The organism is Streptomyces sp. NPDC046939 (assembly GCF_040644575.1).
Lineage (GTDB): Bacteria > Actinomycetota > Actinomycetes > Streptomycetales > Streptomycetaceae > Streptomyces.
On record NZ_JBEYWV010000010.1, the window covers coordinates 1 to 19,060 of the forward strand.

Genomic DNA, 19,060 nt, shown 5'->3' on the forward strand with positions numbered 1-19,060 from the left:
CGTCTGCTCGGTGCATGAGCAGACGCGTCCGCGGCTTTTCGTGGGTTGCGCGCGCAGTTCCCCGCGCCCCTAGGCGGCTGGGACGCAGCGGCCCTGTTCCGTGCGGTAGGTCCACTTGGCTCCATCGCGGACCAGTTCCTTCACGGCCCCGATGAAACGGTCTACGTGCTCGTCGGGGGTGCCCGCGCCGAAGCTGACCCGGATCGCGTTCAGCGACTTCTCCCCCGGCGCCGCCTCGGGCGCACCGCACTCGCCCTGCGTCTGCGGGTCCGAGCCGAGCAGCGTCCGTACGAGGGGGTGGGCGCAGAAGAGGCCGTCCCGCACCCCGATCCCGTACTCCGCGGAGAGCGCCGCGGCGAAGTGCGAGGAGTTCCAGCCCTCGACCACGAAGGACAGGACACCGACGCGGGGGGCGTCGTCCCCGAACAGGGAGAGCACCTTCACCTCGGGCACCTCGGCGAGCCCGGCACGCACCTTGCGGATCAGGTGCTGCTCGCGGGCGACGAGGGTGTCGAACCCGGCCTCGGTCAGCGCCTTGCAGGCGGAGGCGATGGAGTAGACGCCGATGACGTTCGGCGAACCGGCCTCGTGGCGGGCCGCGCTGTCGTGCCACTCGACGTCCACGCCGCCGTCGACGCGCCGGGCGACCTTGCGGGAGGCGCCGCCCCCGGCGAGGTACGGCTCGGCCGCGCGCAGCCAGTCGGCGCGTCCGGCGAGCACGCCCGAGCCGAAGGGCGCGTACAGCTTGTGCCCGGAGAAGGCGATCCAGTCGACGTCCAACTCCTGGACGGAGACGGGGTGGTGGGGCGCGAGCTGGGCGGCGTCGAGCACGATGCGGGCACCGTGCGCGTGAGCGGCCGCCGCCAGCTCGCGCACCGGCCAGAGTTCACCGGTGACGTTGGAGGCACCGGTGACGCAGACGAGGGCCGGGCCGTGGGGGTCGCGCTCGGCGAGGGCGCGCTCCAGGGTGTCGACGGCCTGGGCGGGGGTGCGGGGCGCGTTCAGATAGGTCACGCGGGCGTCGCGCCAGGGCAGCAGCGACGCGTGGTGCTCGGTCTCGAAGACGAACACCTGGCAGTCGGCGGGCAGCGCGGCGGCGAGCAGGTTGAGGGAGTCGGTGGTGGAGCGGGTGAAGACGACCTGGTCGTCGGCGCGGCAGCCGAGGAACTCGGCGACCGTGGCCCGCGCGTTCTCGAAGAGGTCGGTGGAGAGCTGGGAGAGGTAGCCGGCGCCGCGGTGGACGCTGCCGTAGTAGGGGGCGTAGGCGGCGACGTCGTCCCAGACGCGCTGGAGGGCGGGCGCGCTGGCGGCGTAGTCGAGGGCGGCGTAGGTCACCTCGCCGCCGGTGACGAGCGGCACCGTCACATCGCGGCCGAGCACGGGCAGCGGCGCGCCGCAGGCGGGGTCGGCGGACTCGACGGCGGACTCGGCGGACACGGTGGCGGTGGTGTGAGCGGACATGGCTGTCTCCCGGCAGGACAAGTCAGGGCGTGGCGAAGTGGCGTACGAGCCCGCACGGCAGCCGTCATCAACAGAGCTGCTACGTACGGGTGTTGACCTCGACGCGGGGCGCGGGCGCGCTCACGCGGAGGGTGATGGTGGTACTGGAGAAGGGGCCGACCGGCCCTAGCACATTCGCTTGCTCACGAGACTGCTCCCTCAAACGACCCAGGACCCCTGGAGAGTTCGCGAGGGGTCCGCGCTTGCCGCGAGCCTTGCTGCTCGCGGCCTGGTCTTCACCCGGGGCACCCCGCCACGGACGGAGGGTTGCCGGACAGCCGGCCGGGGCCGATCACGCTGTCACTCATGACCTTGGAAAGCATCTTGCCATACGTTCCTGATACGGCAAGAGCGCAGTCCGGTTCCTGAGACGGATCGGACTGCGCTCTGCGTCACACATGTACCGCGTCAGCGGTTGGTGGCCTTCACCCAGCGCTCCAGGGTCGCCTTCGCCGCGCCCGAGTCGATGGACTCGGCGGCGCGGTCCATGCCGGCCCGCAGTTGCTCGGCGAGCGTGCCCGTGCCGGGGCGTACGGCGACGAGGGCGGCGGCCGAGTTGAGGAGCACGGCGTCGCGGACCGGGCCGCGCTCCCCGTCGAGGAGCCGCCGGGCGACCTCCGCGTTGTAGGAGGCGTCCGCGCCGCGCAGCGCCTCCACCGGGACCAGGTCGAGGCCCACGTCGCGCGGGTCGAAGGCCTCCTCGCGCACGGTGCCGTCGCGGACGATCCAGACGCGGGAGGTCGCGGTGGTCGTCAGCTCGTCGAGGCCGTCGTCGCCGCGGAAGACCAGGGAGGAGTTGCCGCGCTCGGCGAAGACACCGGCGACGACGGGCGCCATGCGGGCGTCGGCGACCCCGACGGCCTGGGCGCGCACGCGGGCCGGGTTGGTCAGCGGGCCGAGGAGGTTGAAGACGGTGCGGATGCCGAGCTGGCCGCGCGCGGCGCCCGCGTACCGCAGCGCCGGGTGGAACTTCACGGCGAAGCAGAACGTGATCCCGGCTTCCTCCGCGATCTGCGGGACCCGCGCGGGCGTCAGCTCCAGATTGACGCCGAGCTTCTCCAGGACGTCGGAGGCGCCCGAGGCCGAGGAGGCGGCGCGGTTGCCGTGCTTGACGACCTTGACGCCCGTACCGGCGATGACGATGGCGGACATCGTGGAGATGTTCACCGTCTTGGCGCCGTCGCCGCCGGTGCCGACGATGTCGACGGTCTCCCCCGGCACCTCGATCGTGTTGGCGTGCTCGTACATCGCCCGGACGAGGCCGGAGATCTCCTCGACGGTCTCGCCCTTGGCGCGCAGCGCCACCACGAACCCGGCGATCTGCGCCTCGGTCGCCTCGCCCCGCATGATGCGGTCCATCGCCCAGGCGGTGTCGTCGGCGCTCTGGTCGCGGCCCTCCAGGAGGCCGTTGAGCACGGCGGGCCAGGAACGGCCCGCCGCGGTGTCGCCTCCAGCGGGGTGCAAAGCGCTCATGGCCGCTCCAGTTGTGTCAGTGGGGTTACGCGGCTCCACCTTATCCACCGTCGGGGACGGCAAAGAGCCCCCGTCCAGTGCCTGGACGAGGGCTCCTGCCGTGGCGGACAGTTCAGGGATCAGTGGTGGCCGTGGCCGCTGGTGATCTCCTTGTACTCCTCTGCGGTGGGCTTGGGGATCTGGTTGTTCTCCCCGTAGAAGCCCTTCGACAGCTTGGCGCGGGTCTTCTGCAGACGCGACTGCTTGCGCTCCACGCCGTTCTCGTCGACCTCGGGGCCGAGTTCGAGCGGCTTGTACTGCTCGTGCGCGGTGAGCGCGTGCAGCGACTCCTGGTCGAGCGGCTCGTGCACCTCGATGAACTCACCGTGCGGCAGGCGCTTGATGATGCCGGACTCGCGCCCGTGCAGCACCTTGTCCTTGTCGCGGCGCTGGAGGCCGAGGCAGATCCGCTTGGTGATGATGAACGTGATCACCGGTACGACGAAGAAGCCGACGCGGACGAACCAGGTGATCGCGTTGATCGAGAGGTGGAAGTGCGTGGCGAACAGGTCGTTGCCACCACCGATGAGCAGGACGAAGTACCAGGAGATCCACGCGGCACCGAACGCCGTACGCGTCGGGACGTTGCGCGGGCGGTCCAGGATGTGGTGCTCGCGCTTGTCGCCGGTGACCCAGGACTCGATGAACGGGTAGACCGCGATCGCGACCAGGACCAGCGGGAAGATGACCAGCGGGACGAACACACCCAGGACGAGGGTGTGACCCCACAGGTTGATCTCCCAGCCCGGCATCGTGCGGATCAGGCCCTCGGAGAAGCCCATGTACCAGTCGGGCTGGGCGCCGGTGGAGACCTGGTCGACCCGGTACGGGCCGATGGCCCAGATCGGGTTGATCGAGGCGATCGCCGCGATGGCCGCGATGACACCGAAGACGAGGAAGAAGAAGCCACCCGCCTTGGCCATGTAGACCGGGAGCAGCGGCATGCCGACGACGTTCTTCTCGGTCTTTCCGGCACCCGCGAACTGCGTGTGCTTGTGGTAGAAGACCAGGATCAGGTGGGCCACCAGCAGGCCGAGCATGATGCCCGGCAGCAGCAGGATGTGGACCGAGTAGAACCGCGCGACGAAGTCGCCGCCCGGGAACTCACCGCCGAAGAGGAAGAACGACAGGTACGTGCCGACGATCGGCACGGACAGGACCGCGCCCTCCATGAAGCGGACACCGGTGCCGGAGAGCAGGTCGTCCGGGAGCGAGTAGCCGGTGAAGCCGGTGAACATGCCGAGGACGAACAGCAGGAAGCCGAACAGCCAGTTAACCTCACGCGGCTTGCGGAACGCGCCCGTGAAGAACACGCGCATCATGTGCACGAACATGCCGGCGAGGAAGATCAGCGCCGCCCAGTGGTGGATCTGCCGGATCAGCAGACCACCGCGCACATCGAAGGAGATGTGCATGGTCGAGTTGAACGCCTCCGACATCAGCTGCCCCTGGAGCGGGACATAGCTGCCGTGGTACGTCACCTCGTTCATGGACGGGTGGAAGAACAGCGTCAGGTACACACCCGTGAGGATGATGATGATGAAGCTGTAGAGGCAGATCTCACCGAGCATGAAGGACCAGTGGTCCGGGAAGATCTTGCGCATGTTGGACTTGGCCAGGGAGTAGATCCCGAGGCGTCCGTCCGCCCAGTCGGCGACGCGCTCGCCGGCCGGTGCCTTCCCGCGGGAAGGCGCGTCGTTGCTTGTCGTAGTACTCATCCGCGCTCCCAGAAGGCAGGACCGACGGGCTCAGCGAAGTCGCCCTGCGCCACGAGGTAGCCCTCGTCATCGACGTCGATGTGCAACTGCGGCAGTGCGTGACCGGCGGGGCCGAAGATCACCCGCGCACCGTCGGAGAGGTCGAAGGTGGACTGGTGGCACGGGCAGAGCACGTGGTGCGTCTGCTGCTCGTACAGGGAGATCGGGCAGCCCACGTGGGTGCAGATCTTCGAGTACGCGACAACGCCCTCGTGGGACCACTCGAGCTCGCGCTTGTCCTTGATGTTCTCCGGCTGGATCCGGACGAGCATCAGCGCGGCCTTGCCCATCACCTGCTGGAAGTCCTCGTCGTGCTCCTCCACGCCCTCGGGCTTGGCGAAGGTGAGCGAGCCGACCGTGATGTCCGAGGCACGGAGCGGCTCGTTCGTGTTCATGTTGACGAGCTTCTTGCCCTTCTTCCACGCCGTGTGCCGCAGCTTCGTCTCCGGCAGCGGGCCGAGGTCACGAAGGAGGACGACACCGGAGAGCGGCACCAGGGCGAGGGCGCCGAACAGGGTGTTGCGGATCAGCTTGCGGCGGCCGAACTGCGACTCGCGCGCGCCGTCGGCGAAGTCCTGGAGGACCTGCGCCTTGACCGCGGGCTCGGCCTCGATCGGGTGACGCTCGGAGGCGACCTCGACGTCGGACATCAGGGTGCGGGCCCAGTGGACCGCGCCCGCGCCGATGCAGAACAGCGCCACACCGAGGGTCAGGCCCAGCGCGAAGTTGAGCGCGCTGATGTGCCCGAGCGGGAAGATGTAGACGATCTTGTCGACGTCGATGGTGACGTACGAGGCGATGAAGCCGACGGTGGCCAGCATCGAGATCGTGAACAGCATCGCCACGACGCGCTCGGACCGCTTGGCGGCCCGCTCGTCGATGTCCTGGATCCGGTGCTCGTGCTCCGGCAGCCCCGGGTCGGCGAAGGGGTCGTCCTTCACCGCTACCGAGCCGTGCCCGGTCTCCTGCTCGGTGGGCAGGTTCTCTTCTGGAATGTCTTGGCTACTCATGACTTCTTGGCCTTTGCGGTCCGAGCGGCGACCCAGATGGCGACGGCGATGAGGGCGCCGAGACCGAAGATCCAGGCGAACAGACCCTCACTGACCGGGCCGAGCCCGCCCAGCTTGAGGCCGCCGGGGGTCTCCGACTTGTCGCCGTTGACCGCGTCGAGGTACGCGATGATGTCCTTCTTGTTCTGCTTGGTCATCGTCGTGTCCGGGAAGGACGGCATGTTCTGCGGGCCGGTCTGCATGGCCTCGTAGATGTGCTTCGGCGAGACGTCCCCGAGGTTCGGCGCGAACTTGCCGTGGGTCAGGGCGCCGCCCTCACCGGTGAAGTTGTGGCACTGCGCGCAGTTGGTGCGGAACAGTTCGCCGCCCTTGGCGATGTCCGCGCCTTCCGGGCTGTAGTCCTTCGCGGACGGCTTGACCGGGCCGGCGCCCAGCGAGGCGATGTAGGCCGCGAGCTGGTCGATCTCGGCCTGCGAGTAGATGACCTTCTTGCGCGGGATCTGAGCGCCCGGCTGCTGGGCCGGCATACGGCCGGTACCGACCTGGAAGTCGACGGCGGCGGAGCCGACACCCACCAGGCTCGGGCCGTCGGTGGTGCCCTGACCGCCGGTTCCGTGGCAGCTTGCACAGCCGACGGAGTAGAGCTTCTTGCCCTCGTCGATGGCGAGGGACTGGGCGGTTTCATCGGCCTGCGCCTTGCTCGCGGGCGCGAACGCGGCGTACAGCCCCCCGGTGGCCGCCAGCGCGAGGAGTAGGACGACGACCGCCGCCAGCGGATGGCGTCGTCGTGCGGAGAGCTTTTTCACGGATTACCCCGGTGTCAGGATCTTCTGCGTCGGTGCTGCGGGAATGTGTCGGGTTTCTGCGCCCGATGCTGTGATCTTCGAACTACTTGATCAGGTAGATCGTGGCGAAGAGGCCGATCCAGACGACGTCCACGAAGTGCCAGTAGTAGGACACGACGATGGCGGCGGTCGCCTGCTCATGGGTGAACCTCCTGGCCGCGTACGTCCTGCCGAGGACGAACAGGAAGGCGATGAGACCGCCTGTCACGTGGAGGCCGTGGAAGCCGGTGGTCAGGTAGAAGACCGAGCCGTACGGGTCGGAGGAGAGCGAGAGCCCGTCCTTCTTGACCAGCTCGGTGTACTCGAACACCTGACCGCCGATGAAGATCGCACCCATGATGAAGGTGACGATGAACCACATTCTGAGCTTCTTCACGTCCCCGCGCTCGGCGGCGAACACGCCGAGCTGACAGGTCAGGGAGGAAAGCACCAGGATCGTGGTGTTCGTCGCCGAGAACGGAAGGTTCAGGCTCTCGGCCATTTCCTTCCAGTGCTCCGGTCCCGTCACCGATCGCAGGGTGAAGTACATCGCGAAGAGGGCCGCGAAGAACATCAGCTCGGAACTCAGCCAGATGATGGTTCCGACGCTGGTGAGGTTCGGTCGATTGACCGACGGGTGCGCGTGCCCGGTTTCTACTGTCGTTGCTGTCGCCACGACCGACATTATGTCGGTCGCTTATCTCGCCCTCACTCCGGGGGGTGCCGTTCGGAGTGTCTGAGGGGTGTGTCCAGCCCGTATGGCCCATCGGGAGGGTGTACGAACCGGTGTTGACGGGCTGTCGGGAGGGGTAGGCTCCGCGCCAGTACGCCCCTAGGACACCGATGTCTCGGAGGAACGATGCAGGCGACCGCGACGGTTCTGGTCTACAGCGACGACGCCAACACGCGGGAGCAGGTACGGCTCGCGACCGGCCGCAGGCCCGCGGCGGACGCCCCCGAGGTGCGGTTCGTCGAGTGCGCGACGCTCCCCGCGGTCCTCAAGGAGCTCGACCGGGGCGGCATCGACGTCTGCGTCCTGGACGGCGAGGCGGTGCCGGCGGGCGGCATGGGCGTGTGCCGGCAGATCAAGGACGAGGTCTTCGACTGCCCGCCCGTGCTGCTCCTGATCGGCCGCCCGCAGGACGCCTGGCTCGCCACGTGGAGCCGTGCCGAGGCCGCGGTGACGCTGCCGGTGGACCCGGTCGAGTTCGCGGGCGCCCTGGCCGGTCTGCTCCGCTCCCGGAAGGCCGTCAGCGCCTGAGCCGGGCGGCGGGCCCGCGGGCGCGCCGGTTCAGACCTCGGGGCTGAGCCGGGCCTGGACGGCCGGGTCGGTCTTGCCCTCGGGCGTGAGGGCGCTGCCCTCGCGCCACTTGCGCCAGCTCAGGTTCCAGTCGCCGAAGCCGTTGCCGAACGGGTCCATCTCCTGGCCGTAGCTGTTCACGACCTTGACGATGTCGCCCTCGCGCACGGTCTTGAAGAACCAGGCGGCGTTGGAGGTGCTCATGCCGGTGCAGCCGTGGCTGACGTTGGCGGCGCCCTGCGACCCGACGGACCAGGGCGCGGCGTGCACGTACTCACCGCTCCAGGTCACCCGGGTGGCGTAGTACACGGGCAGGTCGTACGAGTCCGAACTGCCCTCGGCGATACCGATGCTGGTGCCGCGCATCCGTACGAAGTACTCCTTGCCGAGCACCACCTTGACGCCGTTGCGGGTCTCGAAGCCCGCCTTGCCGGTGGTGACCGGGATCTCGTTGATGACCTTGCCGTTGCGGTAGACCGTCATGGAGTGCGCGCCCGCGTCGGTGATCGCCTCGATGCGGTCGCCGGTGGTGATGGTGAGCGGTCTGCTCGCGCCGCCCCGCAGGGTGTCGGTGATCTTCACGCCCTTGAGGTTGCTGCGGGCCGTGATGGTGGCGTGGGCGGGCCAGTACTCCTTCGGGCGGTAGTGCAGCGTCTTGCTGTCCACCCAGTACCAGGAGCCGCCGTCGGCCGCCGGCCTGGACTCCACCCGCAGCGCGCGTTCGACGATGGCGCGGGACGTGTCGTCCTTGACGGCCTTGTTGAGCGTGGCCGTGAGGGGCTGCCCGACGCCGTACGTGCCGCCCTCGGGCCCGAACCGCACCTTGAGCGCCTTGTCGCCGCTCGGGCTGCCCGTCTCGAACGTCAGCACCTTGCGGCCCGGCGCGCCGTCCTCGTCCTCGGTGCTGACGCGGACCGTGTACTGGGCGTCTGCGGCCAGCGGGGAGGTGGTGTGCCACCTGCGGCCGTCGGCGGAGAGTTCGCCCGCCACGTAGCGCCCCACGGCGTCCGTGGCGGTCACGTCGGTGATGCGCCCCTCGTCGCCCTGTGCGGTGACTTCCAGGGGCTTGTCCGGATCCGCCTTGTGGCCGGTCCTCGGGCCGTTGAAGGCGATCTGGCCCGCCGCGTCGTACGGCTTGGCGGAGAGCGGGTGGCCGGAGCCGCTGCAGGCCGTGCCGCCCGCACCGAGTGCGGCCACCAGCAGGGTGCAGCCGAGAACCGTACGGATGCGCGGTGAGTCGTCCATACGGTCACGGTAAGAAGGTTCGGCCCGTCCGGCGCGCCGAAGTGCGCCGCTCGGGGCACGCCGCGACACGCCGAAGGGCCCGGACCCTCCCTCAGGAGTGTCCGGGCCCTTCACGCGACGGAGTTCAGGAACGCGGTGTCACTGCGTCCGGTTCTCGCCGCGGTAGTACTCGAAGACCCAGCCCCACAGGCCGAACAGGATGATCGGGGCCGAGAAGTACAGCAGCCACCAGCCGAAGACGACGCCCATGAAGGCGAGCGCGCCACCGACGGCCAGGGAGAGCGGCTGCCAGGAGTGCGGGCTGAAGAAGCCCACCTCACCGGCGTCGTCCGCGACGTCGGCCTCCTTGTTGTCCTGCGCACCGGTGTCGACCCGCCGGGCCGTGAAGGCCAGGTAGTAGCCGATCATGATGCACAGGCCGAACGCCAGGAAGAGCGCCGTCGTACCGGCCGGCTCCTTCGACCACACGCCGTACACAGCGGCCATGATCAGGACGAAGAGGCTCAGCCAGATGAACATCTTGCCTTGGACCTTCACTTGCCGGCCTCCTTGCTGCCAGCCAGCGCCTTGTCACCGTGGCCGGAGTTCTCCAGCTGGTCCAGGGCCGCGATCTCAGGGTGATGCAGGTCGAACGCCGGCGATTCCGAGCGGATGCGCGGCAGGGTGAGGAAGTTGTGGCGCGGCGGCGGGCAGGACGTCGCCCACTCCAGCGAACGGCCGTAGCCCCACGGGTCGTCGACCTCGATCTTCTTGCCGTACTTGGCGGTCTTCCAGACGTTGTAGAGGAACGGCAGGATCGACAGGCCGAGGACGAACGAGGAGATCGTCGAGATCGTGTTCAGCGCGGTGAAGCCGTCGGCCGCGAGGTAGTCCGCGTACCGGCGCGGCATGCCCTCGACACCCAGCCAGTGCTGGACGAGGAAGGTGCCGTGGAAGCCGATGAACAGCGTCCAGAACGTGATCTTGCCGAGCCGCTCGTCGAGCATCTTGCCGGTGAACTTCGGCCACCAGAAGTGGAAGCCGGAGAACATCGCGAAGACGACGGTGCCGAACACCACGTAGTGGAAGTGCGCCACCACGAAGTACGAGTCCGAGATGTGGAAGTCCAGCGGCGGGGCCGCCAGGATCACGCCGGTGAGGCCACCGAAGGTGAAGGTGATCAGGAAGCCGATCGCCCAGAGCATCGGTGTCTCGAAGGACAGCGAGCCCTTCCACATCGTTCCGATCCAGTTGAAGAACTTCACGCCGGTCGGTACGGCGATGAGGAACGTCATGAAGGAGAAGAACGGGAGCAGCACGCCACCGGTGACGTACATGTGGTGCGCCCACACGGTCACGGAGAGACCGGCGATGGCGATCGTCGCGCCGATGAGGCCCGAGTAGCCGAACATCGGCTTGCGGGAGAACACCGGGATGACCTCGGAGATGATTCCGAAGAACGGCAACGCGATGATGTACACCTCTGGATGGCCGAAGAACCAGAAGAGGTGTTGCCACAGGAGCGCGCCGCCGTTAGCGGCATCGAACACATGCGCACCGAACTTGCGGTCCGCCTCCAGGGCGAACAGCGCGGCGGCGAGCACCGGGAAGGCCAGCAGGACGAGCACACCGGTGAGCAGCACGTTCCACGTGAAGATCGGCATGCGGAACATCGTCATGCCGGGGGCGCGCATGCAGATGATCGTGGTGATGAAGTTGACCGAACCGAGGATCGTGCCGAAGCCGGAGAAGGCCAGACCCATGATCCACATGTCGGCGCCGACACCCGGCGAGCGGACGGCGTCCGACAGCGGGGAGTAGGCGAACCAGCCGAAGTCGGCCGCGCCCTGCGGGGTGAGGAAGCCGACGACCGCGATCAGCGAGCCGAACAGGTACAGCCAGTAGGCGAACATGTTCAGCCGCGGGAACGCGACGTCGGGGGCGCCGATCTGCAGCGGCATGATCCAGTTCGCGAAACCCGCGAACAGCGGGGTCGCGAACATCAGCAGCATGATCGTGCCGTGCATCGTGAACGCCTGGTTGAACTGCTCGTTCGACATGATCTGCGTGCCGGGACGGGCCAGTTCGGCGCGCATGAAGAGCGCGAGCAGACCGCCGATGCAGAAGAACGCGAACGACGTGACCAGGTACAGCGTGCCGATCGTCTTGTGGTCAGTGGTGGTCAGCCACTTGATCACGGTGGCGCCGGGGCTCTTGGGCCGAGCCGGCAGCTCCTTCTCGTACGAGTCGTCAGCTGCCGCGGCACCCTTGGGATCGTTGAGGATGCTCACAGGTTGTTCGTCTCCCGGTTCTTCTCGTGTTCCGTCTGGGCGATGCCAGACGGGACGTAACCGGTCTGCCCCTTCTTGGCAAGGTCCTTGAGGTGCTGCTCGTAGCGCTCAGGAGAGACGACCTTCACGTTGAAGAGCATCCGGGAGTGGTCGACGCCGCAGAGCTCGGCGCACTTGCCCAGGAAGGTCCCCTCCTTGTTGGGGGTCACCTCGAACGCGTTGGTGTGGCCCGGGATGACGTCCTGCTTCATGAGGAACGGCACCACCCAGAAGGAGTGGATCACGTCACGCGAAGTGAGGACGAACCGGACCTTCTCCCCCTTGGGGAGCCAGAGGGTCGGGCCGGGGTTGTTGGTCTGCGGGTTCCGCGTACCCGGGGTACCCACCTCGTAGACGCCGCCGGCGTTGGCCGGGAAGTCGTCCTTATAGCGCTGCGGGATGGCGGAGAGCTCCTTGGAGGTCTTCGCGTCACCCTTGACGCCCGGCACGTCCTCGACGTAGTTGAAGCCCCAGCTCCACTGGTAGCCGACCACGTTGACGGTGTGCGCCGGCTTGTCGTCGAGCTGGAGCAGCTTCGACTCGTCGCGCGCGGTGAAGTAGAAGAGGACCGACACGATGATCAGAGGAACGACCGTGTACAGGGCCTCGAGCGGCATGTTGTACCGCGTCTGCGTCGGAACCTCGATCTTGGTGCGGCTACGCCGGTGGAAGATGACGCTCCACAGGATCAGACCCCACACCAGCACGCCCGTGGCGAGCGCAGCCGCCCACGAGCCCTGCCAGAGGGAGAGGATCCTTGGGGCCTCCTCCGTCACCGGGGTGGGCATACCAAGACGGGGGAAGTCCTTGTATGTGCAACCGGTAGCGGTTACCAGGATCAGGCCCGCAGTCAGCACCTGCGGCAGCTTCCGCCGCATCGGGCGCCGCGACGAGCGGTCGGAGCCGTTGGGACTCACGTAGCGCCTTCCCGAGAGTCTCGCCCGCGCTGGTTGGCTACGGCCGTCTCGCTGGTCGCTCGCCGCCCTGGCACACGGGCAGGGGTTTGGATGTTTATGCGGACCAAACCCTACTGGACGCTATTTGGGGTCGCGCGGGGAGGGTGCCTAACGCGCCGCGGGTCACTCCGAAGGGTGGGAATCGGGGCTGTCGGGCGTTTCTGACGGGGGGTTGGGGCGCCCTTCGGGGTGGGACGTGACGTGGGGTGGCGGCTGCGGGAGCGTCGTGGTTGCTCGCGCAGTTCCCCGCGCCCCTGGGCGGCGACTTAAGTTTGGCGGCGTGGCGTATTTCGATGTGGCTTCTTCCGCTCCCCTTCATCCTGTTGCTCGGCAGGCGCTTCAGGCGTCGCTCGACGAAGGGTGGGCTGATCCGTCCCGGTTGTACAGGGAAGGGCGAAAGGCGCGCCTTCTCCTCGATGCCGCGCGGGAGGCGGCCGCCGAGGCGGTGGGGTGCCGGGCCGATGAGCTGGTGTTCACCTCGTCGGGGACGCGGGCCGTGCACGAGGGGGTCGCCGGTGCGCTCGCCGGGCGGCGGCGCGTCGGGCGGCACCTCGTGGTCTCGGCGGTGGAGCACTCGGCGGTACTCCATTCAGCGGCGGCGCATGAAGTAGCCGGTGGTTCGGTGACCGAGGTGGGGGTCGGGCGGGAGGGCGCGGTGTCCGTCTCGTCGTATGCCGATGCCCTGCGTGCCGATACCGCTCTCGCCTGTCTCCAGTCGGCCAATCACGAGGTGGGGACGGTGCAGCCGGTCGCCGAGGTGGCCGAGGTGTGCCGGGCGGCGGGGGTGCCGCTGTTCGTGGACGCGGCGCAGTCCTTGGCGTGGGGTCCGGTGGAGGGCGGCTGGTCGCTGCTGGCCGGGAGTGCCCATAAGTGGGGCGGCCCGGCCGGGGTGGGGCTCCTTGTGGTTCGAAAAGGGGTGCGGTTCGCGCCGCAAGGACCTGACGATGAGCGGGAGTCCGGGCGTGCCGCCGGGTTCGAGAACATTCCGGGCATCGTGGCCGCCGCCGCCTCGCTGCGGGCGGTGCGCGCCGAGGCGGCCGGGGAGGCGGCGCGGCTGCGGGAGCTGACGGACCGGATCAGGGCGCGGGTGCCCGAGCTCGTGCCGGACGTGGAGGTCGTCGGTGATCCGGTGCGGAGGCTGCCGCACCTGCTGACGTTCTCGTGTCTCTATGTCGACGGGGAGACGGTGCTGCACGAGCTGGACCGGGCCGGGTTCTCGGTGTCCTCGGGGTCGTCCTGCACGAGCAGCACGCTGACGCCCAGCCACGTGCTGCGGGCGATGGGCGTGGTGAGCGAGGGCAATGTACGGGTGTCGCTGCCGCTCGGGGTCGAGGAGGCGGAGGTCGAGCGGTTCCTGGACGTCCTGCCGGGAGTCGTGCGGGGCGTCCGCGAGAGGCTCGGGGTGTTCGTCGCCCCGTCGGGAGGCTCGGCCGAGGCGGTGACCGTCGACGCGGTGGGCATGGTCTGCCCGCGCCCCGTGATCGAGCTGGCCCGGGCGATCGGGGAGGTCAGGGTGGGCGGAACGGTCACGGTGATCGCCGATGACGAGGTCGCCGCCGTTGATATTCCTGCCTGGTGCTTCACGCAGGGCCACGAGTATGTCGGGGCGTCGTCGCCGGGGCCCGAGGGTGCCGTCACCTATGAGGTGCGGAGAGGCCAATAGGGGCGCGGGGAACTGCGCGCTCAGCCACGGCGAAGCCGCGGACGCGTCTGCTCGGTGCATGAGCAGACGCGTCTGCGGCTTTCGTCGTGGCTGGTCGCGCAGTTCCCCGCGCCCCTGGCGGGGCCTCAGCCGAGGTACGACTCGACTTGCTCAGCGGCAGCGTCGCCGTACGCCTTGCGGAAGCGGTCCATGAAGGGCGCCCTGCGCAGGGCGTACTCCTGCGTGCCCAGGGTCTCGATGACGAGGGTGGCGAGCATGCAGCCGACCTGAGCCGCCCGCTCCAGGGAGACGCCCCAGACGAGCCCCGAGAGGAAACCGGCCCGGAACGCGTCGCCGACACCCGTCGGGTCGACCTTCGCCTCCTCCTCCGGGCAGCCCACCTCGATCGGCTCCTCACCGACCCGCTCGATGCGGACACCCCGCGCGCCGAGCGTGGTGACCCGGTGCCCGACCCGCCCCAGGATCTCCGCGTCGGTCCAGCCGGTCTTGGACTCGATGAGCCCCTTCTCGTACTCGTTGGAGAAGAGGTACGTGGCGCCGTCGAGGAGGCGGCGGATCTCGTCGCCGTCCATGCGGGCGATCTGCTGGGAGAAGTCGGCGGCGAACGGGATGTTCCGGGCGCGGCACTCCTCGGTGTGGCGGGTCATCCCCTCCGGGTCGTCCGCGCCGATGAGCACCAGGTCGAGGCCGCCGACGCGGTCGGCGACGGTCTTCAGCTCGATGAGGCGGGCCTCGCTCATCGCGCCCGTGTAGAAGGAGCCGATCTGGTTGTGGTCGGCGTCCGTGGTGCAGACGAAGCGGGCCGTGTGCAGGGTCTCGGAGATGCGGACGGAGTGGGTGTCCACGCCGTGCCGGTCCAGCCAGGCGCGGTACTCGTCGAAGTCGGAGCCCGCCGCGCCGACCAGGATCGGGCCGGTGCCGAGCTGGCCCATGCCGAAGGCGATGTTGGCGCCGACGCCGCCCCGGCGGACGTCGAGGTTGTCGACGAGGAAGGAGAGGGAGACCGTGTGCAACTGGTCCGCGACGAGTTGGTCGGCGAAACGGCCGGGGAAGGTCATCAGGTGGTCGGTGGCGATGGAGCCGGTGACTGCGATTCGCACGGCGAGGTCACGCTTCCTGAGGAGAGAGGGGTTGACGGTTCACGCTATCGGGTCGAACGCGCTGCTCTGAAGTGCGGAAACTACCCGATAGTAGGGCTTTTTTCGTGGGACCTGGCGTGTCTACGGTGCGGATATGACCTACGACGTGTCTTTCATGACCAAGGACGGGCTCGAAGCGCTGCGCGGCGACTGTGCGCGGATGGTGCCGCACTGGGTGCTGCCGCGGGCCCCCTGGGAGACGGAAAGGGCGGTGCGGGCGGTCGGGGCGTCCGGCATCCACGGGGTGCATGTGCCCGCGGAGTCGGCGCGGCTCATCGACGCGATGGCGGACTTCGGCGACTGAGCGCGGCTTCCGGGCGCGCGGGAGGGAACCGCGCGCTCCCCTGTCACGTCCCATCGCTGTCCCCTTTCGCTCTCCCGCATCGAGGGGATACGGGATACGACGCGACAGGTGAAGGAGCGATGCGGTGAGCACCGAAGAGCAGACGCAGGATCGGCACCCGCGGCGGCGCACGCTGGCGGTCGCCTCGGTCGCGGCGGCTGTGCTGCTCGCAGGGGGCGGCGGCGCGTACCTGGCGGCGCAGAACACGTCGGGCGGTGGCGGCGAGCCCCGTACCGACGGCGTCGGCGGCGACGGCACTCCCCCGCCGCTCGCCCTGGACGGGTACGCACAGGGCGGCGAGCCGGGGACGACGAACGGAATCGCGCCGGGTGAGCCCGACCCCAACGGCACGCGGTACCGGGCGTCCGGCGATCTTCCCAAGGGGCCCGGCGAGGCTCCGGTCTACCGGGCCGAGGGGCAGGTGACGGCCGCCGAGGTGGCCGCGCTCGCCAAGGCCCTCGGCGTCGATGGCACGCCCGAACTGAAGGACGGCGCCTGGCGGTTGGGCCCGGCGAAGGACGGTTCGGGGCCGTCGCTCCAGGTGAACCGGGAGGCGCCCGGGACCTGGACGTACGCCCGGTACGCGCCCTCGGCCGGGAACAAGTGCGCGGGCGGGACGAAGTGCGCGGACCCCGCGACCGGCGGCAGCCAGAAGGACGCGGTGAGCGAGGCCGAGGCCAGGAAGAGCGCGGCCCCGGTCCTGAAGGCGCTCGGCGAGGACGACGCCAAGCTCGACGCGACGCAGCTCATGGGCGCCACCCGCGTGGTGAACGCCGACCAGGTGATCGGCGGGCTGCCCACGTACGGCTGGTCGACCGGGATCCAGATCGGCCCGGACGGACAGGTGAGCGGCGGCAGCGGGCAGGTGAAGGCGCCGGTGAAGGGCGCCACGTACCCGACGATCGGCGCCAAGGAGACGATCGACCGGCTGAACAGCCCGGCGGCGGGCGACCGCGCCTCGATCGGCGGGTGCGCGAGCGCGGCGCCGCTCGACGGGGCCTCGGCCGAGCCGGGCCAGGGCGTGCAGGGCGCGGGGTGCGACCCGTCGTCGCCGAGGCCGCCCGCGTCCACGACGGTCGAGGTCACGAAGGCCACGTTCGGGCTCGCCGCGCACTACGTCGAGGGCAGGCAGGCGCTGGTGCCGTCCTGGCTGTTCCAGGTGGAGCCGGCCGGGCAGGCGAAGCCGTTCACGGTGACGCATCCGGCGGTCGAGCCGAAGTTCCTGGCGGCGCCGAGCGCCTCCACCCCGCCGTCCCCGTCCGCGTCCACCGGCACAGGGAAGAAGACCGGTGACGTACGGGTGCAGGGGTACCGCGACGACGGGCGGACGCTGACGCTGCACTTCTCCGGGGGCGTGTGCGCGAAGTACGCGGCGACCGCCGAGGAGTCCGGCGACGAGGTCACCGTGCGGGTCACGTCGACCGAGAAGAAGGGCACCGTCTGCGTCGAGATGGCGAAGTTCTACACGCTGCCGGTGAAGCTCGACGCGCCGCTGGGTGACCGGGAGGTCGTACGGGCCGACGGCGGGGCCGTGCCGCTCGCGGAGAAGAACGGGCCGGGCGGGACCACTCCGGCGCCCCGGGACTGAGACATGGCGGAGGGCGGTCACCCCACTCGGGGTGACCGCCCTCCGCCGTGCTCACCGCTCGCGCGGCTCGGCTCAGCTGAACGAGTCGCCGCAGGCGCAGGAGCCCGTGGCGTTCGGGTTGTCGATCGTGAAGCCCTGCTTCTCGATGGTGTCGACGAAGTCGATGGAGGCGCCGCCCAGGTACGGGGCGGACATGCGGTCGGTGACGACCTTGACGCCGCCGAAGTCCTTCACGACGTCACCGTCGAGCGAGCGCTCGTCGAAGAAGAGCTGGTAGCGCAGGCCGGAGCAGCCGCCGGGCTGAACGGCCACCCGCAGAGCCAGGTCCTCGCGGCCTTCCTGCTCCAGCAGCGCCTTGACCTTCGCCGCGGCGTTGTCGCTGAGGATGATGCCGTCGCTGACGGTGGTGGTCTCGTCCGATACGGACATCTACATCTCTCCCGGGTTGTACGGAGACTGCTTGCCGACCATTGCAACCGGCAAAGGCCCGGATCCATTCCGGATCGTCGGGACGTTTCGCGCTTCTTCTTTCATGCTCGCACACCCGCGGCGGAGCGGGCACGGGGCGGCCGAGGCGGTTTGGGTCACACTGACGACATCGCCATCGTCAAACTGACGTGAAGCAGATATGATAGATAGCGTCAATTTGACGAGAACCGCGTTCTGCAGACAAGAAAGGGTGCGTGACGTGACCACGGCCCAGACCCCCCAGGCAGTCGTCGACCTGGACGTTTCGCCCACGCCGCTGGCGCTGCTGCTGCTCGGCCGCGAAGCCGACGCCGCGAGCGAGCGCGGCGTCGACTGCCCCGGCGACCTTCCCTCCCCCTCCGACCCCGACCTGGTGGAGCGGGCCCGCGCGGCCAAGGAGAAGCTCGGCGACAAGGTGTTCGTGCTCGGGCACCACTACCAGCGCGACGAGGTCATCCAGTTCGCGGACGTCACCGGCGACTCCTTCAAGCTGGCCCGGGACGCCGCCGCGCGGCCCGAAGCCGAGTACATCGTCTTCTGCGGTGTGCACTTCATGGCCGAGTCCGCCGACATCCTCACCGGCGACGACCAGAGGGTCGTCCTGCCAGACCTCGCCGCCGGATGCTCCATGGCCGATATGGCCACCGCCGAACAGGTCGCCGAGTGCTGGGACGTGCTGACCGACGCGGGGATCGCCGAGCAGGTCGTGCCCGTCTCCTACATGAACTCCTCCGCCGACATCAAGGCGTTCACCGGCAAGCACGGCGGCACGATCTGCACGTCCTCGAATGCCGAGCGGGCTCTGAACTGGGCGTTCGAGCAGGGTGAGAAGGTGCTCTTCCTGCCCGACCAGCACCTCGGGCGCAACACCGCCGTGCGGGATCTCGGCATGTCGCTCGACGACTGCGTGGTCTACAACCCGCACAAGCCGGGCGGTGGCCTGACCGTGGAGGAGCTGCGCGCCGCCAAGATGATCCTCTGGCGGGGGCACTGCTCCGTGCACGGGCGGTTCTCGCTGGAGTCGGTCAACGACGTGCGTGAGCGCATACCGGGTGTCAATGTCCTGGTCCACCCCGAGTGCAAGCACGAGGTCGTGGCCGCGGCGGACTACGTCGGGTCCACCGAGTACATCATCAAGGCGCTCGAAGCCGCGCCGGCCGGGTCCAAGTGGGCCATCGGGACCGAGCTGAACCTCGTACGGCGGCTCGCCAACCGGTTCGCCCCCGAGGGCAAGGAGATCGTCTTCCTCGACAAGACGGTCTGCTTCTGCTCGACCATGAACCGGATCGACCTGCCGCACCTGGTGTGGGCCCTGGAGTCCCTCGCCGAGGGCCGCCTGGTCAACCGCATCGAGGTCGACCGCGAAACGGAACAGTTCGCGAAGCTGGCGCTCGAGCGCATGCTGGCCCTGCCGTAGTCCAGCCCCGCCAGGGGCGCGGGGAACCC

Annotated in this window: 17 protein-coding genes and 1 riboswitch; of the genes, 5 read left to right on the top strand and 12 right to left on the bottom strand. The window is 69.1% G+C overall.

Annotated elements, in window-relative coordinates; genetic code table 11:
* Positions 1 to 69: 69 nt before the first annotated feature.
* From ABZ877_RS13075 to ABZ877_RS13100, 6 genes are all read right to left on the bottom strand, one after another.
* Positions 70 to 1,461 carry an aminotransferase class V-fold PLP-dependent enzyme gene (locus tag ABZ877_RS13075; RefSeq protein WP_361068947.1) on the bottom strand — a complete coding sequence of 464 codons (1,392 nt, stop codon included), beginning with the start codon at positions 1,459 to 1,461 and terminating at the stop codon, positions 70 to 72.
* A gap of 233 nt (positions 1,462 to 1,694) precedes the next feature.
* A riboswitch (SAM riboswitch) is annotated at positions 1,695 to 1,812 on the bottom strand.
* 96 nt (positions 1,813 to 1,908) lie between these two features.
* Complete coding sequence (gene trpD, locus ABZ877_RS13080; protein ID WP_361068950.1) at positions 1,909 to 2,973, bottom strand: anthranilate phosphoribosyltransferase; 1,065 nt, start codon at positions 2,971 to 2,973, stop codon at positions 1,909 to 1,911.
* A gap of 119 nt (positions 2,974 to 3,092) precedes the next feature.
* Positions 3,093 to 4,730 carry a cytochrome bc complex cytochrome b subunit gene (locus tag ABZ877_RS13085; RefSeq protein WP_361068953.1) on the bottom strand — a complete coding sequence of 546 codons (1,638 nt, stop codon included), beginning with the start codon at positions 4,728 to 4,730 and terminating at the stop codon, positions 3,093 to 3,095.
* Complete coding sequence (locus tag ABZ877_RS13090; RefSeq protein WP_361068956.1) at positions 4,727 to 5,779, bottom strand: Rieske 2Fe-2S domain-containing protein; 1,053 nt, start codon at positions 5,777 to 5,779, stop codon at positions 4,727 to 4,729. The genes ABZ877_RS13085 and ABZ877_RS13090 overlap by 4 nt, the downstream gene beginning before the upstream one ends.
* Positions 5,776 to 6,585, bottom strand: coding sequence for a c-type cytochrome (locus ABZ877_RS13095; RefSeq protein WP_361068959.1), 810 nt, complete (start codon positions 6,583 to 6,585; stop codon positions 5,776 to 5,778). The genes ABZ877_RS13090 and ABZ877_RS13095 overlap by 4 nt, the downstream gene beginning before the upstream one ends.
* Before the next feature lie 82 nt (positions 6,586 to 6,667).
* Positions 6,668 to 7,288: a heme-copper oxidase subunit III gene (locus tag ABZ877_RS13100; RefSeq protein WP_361068962.1), complete on the bottom strand. Its 621-nt coding sequence runs from the start codon at positions 7,286 to 7,288 to the stop codon at positions 6,668 to 6,670.
* A gap of 174 nt (positions 7,289 to 7,462) precedes the next feature.
* Here ABZ877_RS13100 and ABZ877_RS13105 point away from each other — a divergent pair, with 174 nt between their 5' ends.
* A complete protein-coding gene (locus tag ABZ877_RS13105) occupies positions 7,463 to 7,864 on the top strand; it encodes a hypothetical protein (protein ID WP_361068964.1) in 402 nt (133 codons plus the stop codon).
* Between the two features lie 30 nt (positions 7,865 to 7,894).
* Here the strand turns inward: ABZ877_RS13105 and ABZ877_RS13110 are convergent, their stop codons facing one another.
* From ABZ877_RS13110 to coxB, 4 genes are all read right to left on the bottom strand, one after another.
* On the bottom strand, positions 7,895 to 9,148 hold the full coding sequence (locus ABZ877_RS13110) for an Ig-like domain-containing protein (protein WP_361068967.1): 1,254 nt from the start codon (positions 9,146 to 9,148) through the stop codon (positions 7,895 to 7,897).
* 138 nt (positions 9,149 to 9,286) lie between these two features.
* Positions 9,287 to 9,685 (bottom strand): cytochrome c oxidase subunit 4, encoded by a 399-nt coding sequence (locus ABZ877_RS13115; protein WP_361068970.1) that lies wholly within the window; start codon positions 9,683 to 9,685, stop codon positions 9,287 to 9,289.
* Complete coding sequence (gene ctaD / locus ABZ877_RS13120) at positions 9,682 to 11,418, bottom strand: cytochrome c oxidase subunit I (RefSeq protein WP_361068973.1); 1,737 nt, start codon at positions 11,416 to 11,418, stop codon at positions 9,682 to 9,684. The genes ABZ877_RS13115 and ctaD overlap by 4 nt, the downstream gene beginning before the upstream one ends.
* The gene (gene coxB, locus ABZ877_RS13125; protein WP_361068976.1) at positions 11,415 to 12,374 is read right to left on the bottom strand and encodes a cytochrome c oxidase subunit II; all 960 of its coding nucleotides are present in this window, start codon (positions 12,372 to 12,374) and stop codon (positions 11,415 to 11,417) included. The genes ctaD and coxB overlap by 4 nt, the downstream gene beginning before the upstream one ends.
* A 319-nt stretch (positions 12,375 to 12,693) precedes the next feature.
* Here coxB and ABZ877_RS13130 point away from each other — a divergent pair, with 319 nt between their 5' ends.
* Positions 12,694 to 14,076 (top strand): aminotransferase class V-fold PLP-dependent enzyme, encoded by a 1,383-nt coding sequence (locus ABZ877_RS13130; RefSeq protein WP_361068979.1) that lies wholly within the window; start codon positions 12,694 to 12,696, stop codon positions 14,074 to 14,076.
* 125 nt (positions 14,077 to 14,201) lie between these two features.
* Here the strand turns inward: ABZ877_RS13130 and ABZ877_RS13135 are convergent, their stop codons facing one another.
* On the bottom strand, positions 14,202 to 15,176 hold the full coding sequence (locus ABZ877_RS13135) for a carbohydrate kinase family protein (protein ID WP_361068982.1): 975 nt from the start codon (positions 15,174 to 15,176) through the stop codon (positions 14,202 to 14,204).
* Positions 15,177 to 15,309: 133 nt separating this feature from the next.
* Here ABZ877_RS13135 and ABZ877_RS13140 point away from each other — a divergent pair, with 133 nt between their 5' ends.
* Complete coding sequence (locus ABZ877_RS13140; RefSeq protein WP_361068984.1) at positions 15,310 to 15,519, top strand: hypothetical protein; 210 nt, start codon at positions 15,310 to 15,312, stop codon at positions 15,517 to 15,519.
* Positions 15,520 to 15,643: 124 nt separating this feature from the next.
* Positions 15,644 to 17,146, top strand: a complete 1,503-nt coding sequence (locus tag ABZ877_RS13145; RefSeq protein ID WP_361068987.1) for a hypothetical protein — start codon at positions 15,644 to 15,646, stop codon at positions 17,144 to 17,146.
* 72 nt (positions 17,147 to 17,218) lie between these two features.
* Here the strand turns inward: ABZ877_RS13145 and ABZ877_RS13150 are convergent, their stop codons facing one another.
* The gene (locus tag ABZ877_RS13150) at positions 17,219 to 17,575 is read right to left on the bottom strand and encodes an iron-sulfur cluster assembly accessory protein (RefSeq protein ID WP_361068990.1); all 357 of its coding nucleotides are present in this window, start codon (positions 17,573 to 17,575) and stop codon (positions 17,219 to 17,221) included.
* 250 nt (positions 17,576 to 17,825) lie between these two features.
* Between ABZ877_RS13150 and nadA the strand changes: the two genes are divergently transcribed.
* On the top strand, positions 17,826 to 19,031 hold the full coding sequence (nadA, locus tag ABZ877_RS13155; RefSeq protein WP_361068993.1) for a quinolinate synthase NadA: 1,206 nt from the start codon (positions 17,826 to 17,828) through the stop codon (positions 19,029 to 19,031).
* Positions 19,032 to 19,060 lie beyond the last annotated feature (29 nt).

Coding starts and splice junctions, on each gene's coding strand:
- ABZ877_RS13075 (WP_361068947.1), bottom strand. CDS start 1,461: ATGTCCGCTCACACCACCGCCACCGTGTCCGCCGAGTCCGCCGTCGAG.
- trpD (WP_361068950.1), bottom strand. CDS start 2,973: ATGAGCGCTTTGCACCCCGCTGGAGGCGACACCGCGGCGGGCCGTTCC.
- ABZ877_RS13085 (WP_361068953.1), bottom strand. CDS start 4,730: ATGAGTACTACGACAAGCAACGACGCGCCTTCCCGCGGGAAGGCACCG.
- ABZ877_RS13090 (WP_361068956.1), bottom strand. CDS start 5,779: ATGAGTAGCCAAGACATTCCAGAAGAGAACCTGCCCACCGAGCAGGAG.
- ABZ877_RS13100 (WP_361068962.1), bottom strand. CDS start 7,288: ATGTCGGTCGTGGCGACAGCAACGACAGTAGAAACCGGGCACGCGCAC.
- ABZ877_RS13105 (WP_361068964.1), top strand. CDS start 7,463: ATGCAGGCGACCGCGACGGTTCTGGTCTACAGCGACGACGCCAACACG.
- ABZ877_RS13110 (WP_361068967.1), bottom strand. CDS start 9,148: ATGGACGACTCACCGCGCATCCGTACGGTTCTCGGCTGCACCCTGCTG.
- ABZ877_RS13140 (WP_361068984.1), top strand. CDS start 15,310: ATGACCTACGACGTGTCTTTCATGACCAAGGACGGGCTCGAAGCGCTG.
- ABZ877_RS13150 (WP_361068990.1), bottom strand. CDS start 17,575: ATGTCCGTATCGGACGAGACCACCACCGTCAGCGACGGCATCATCCTC.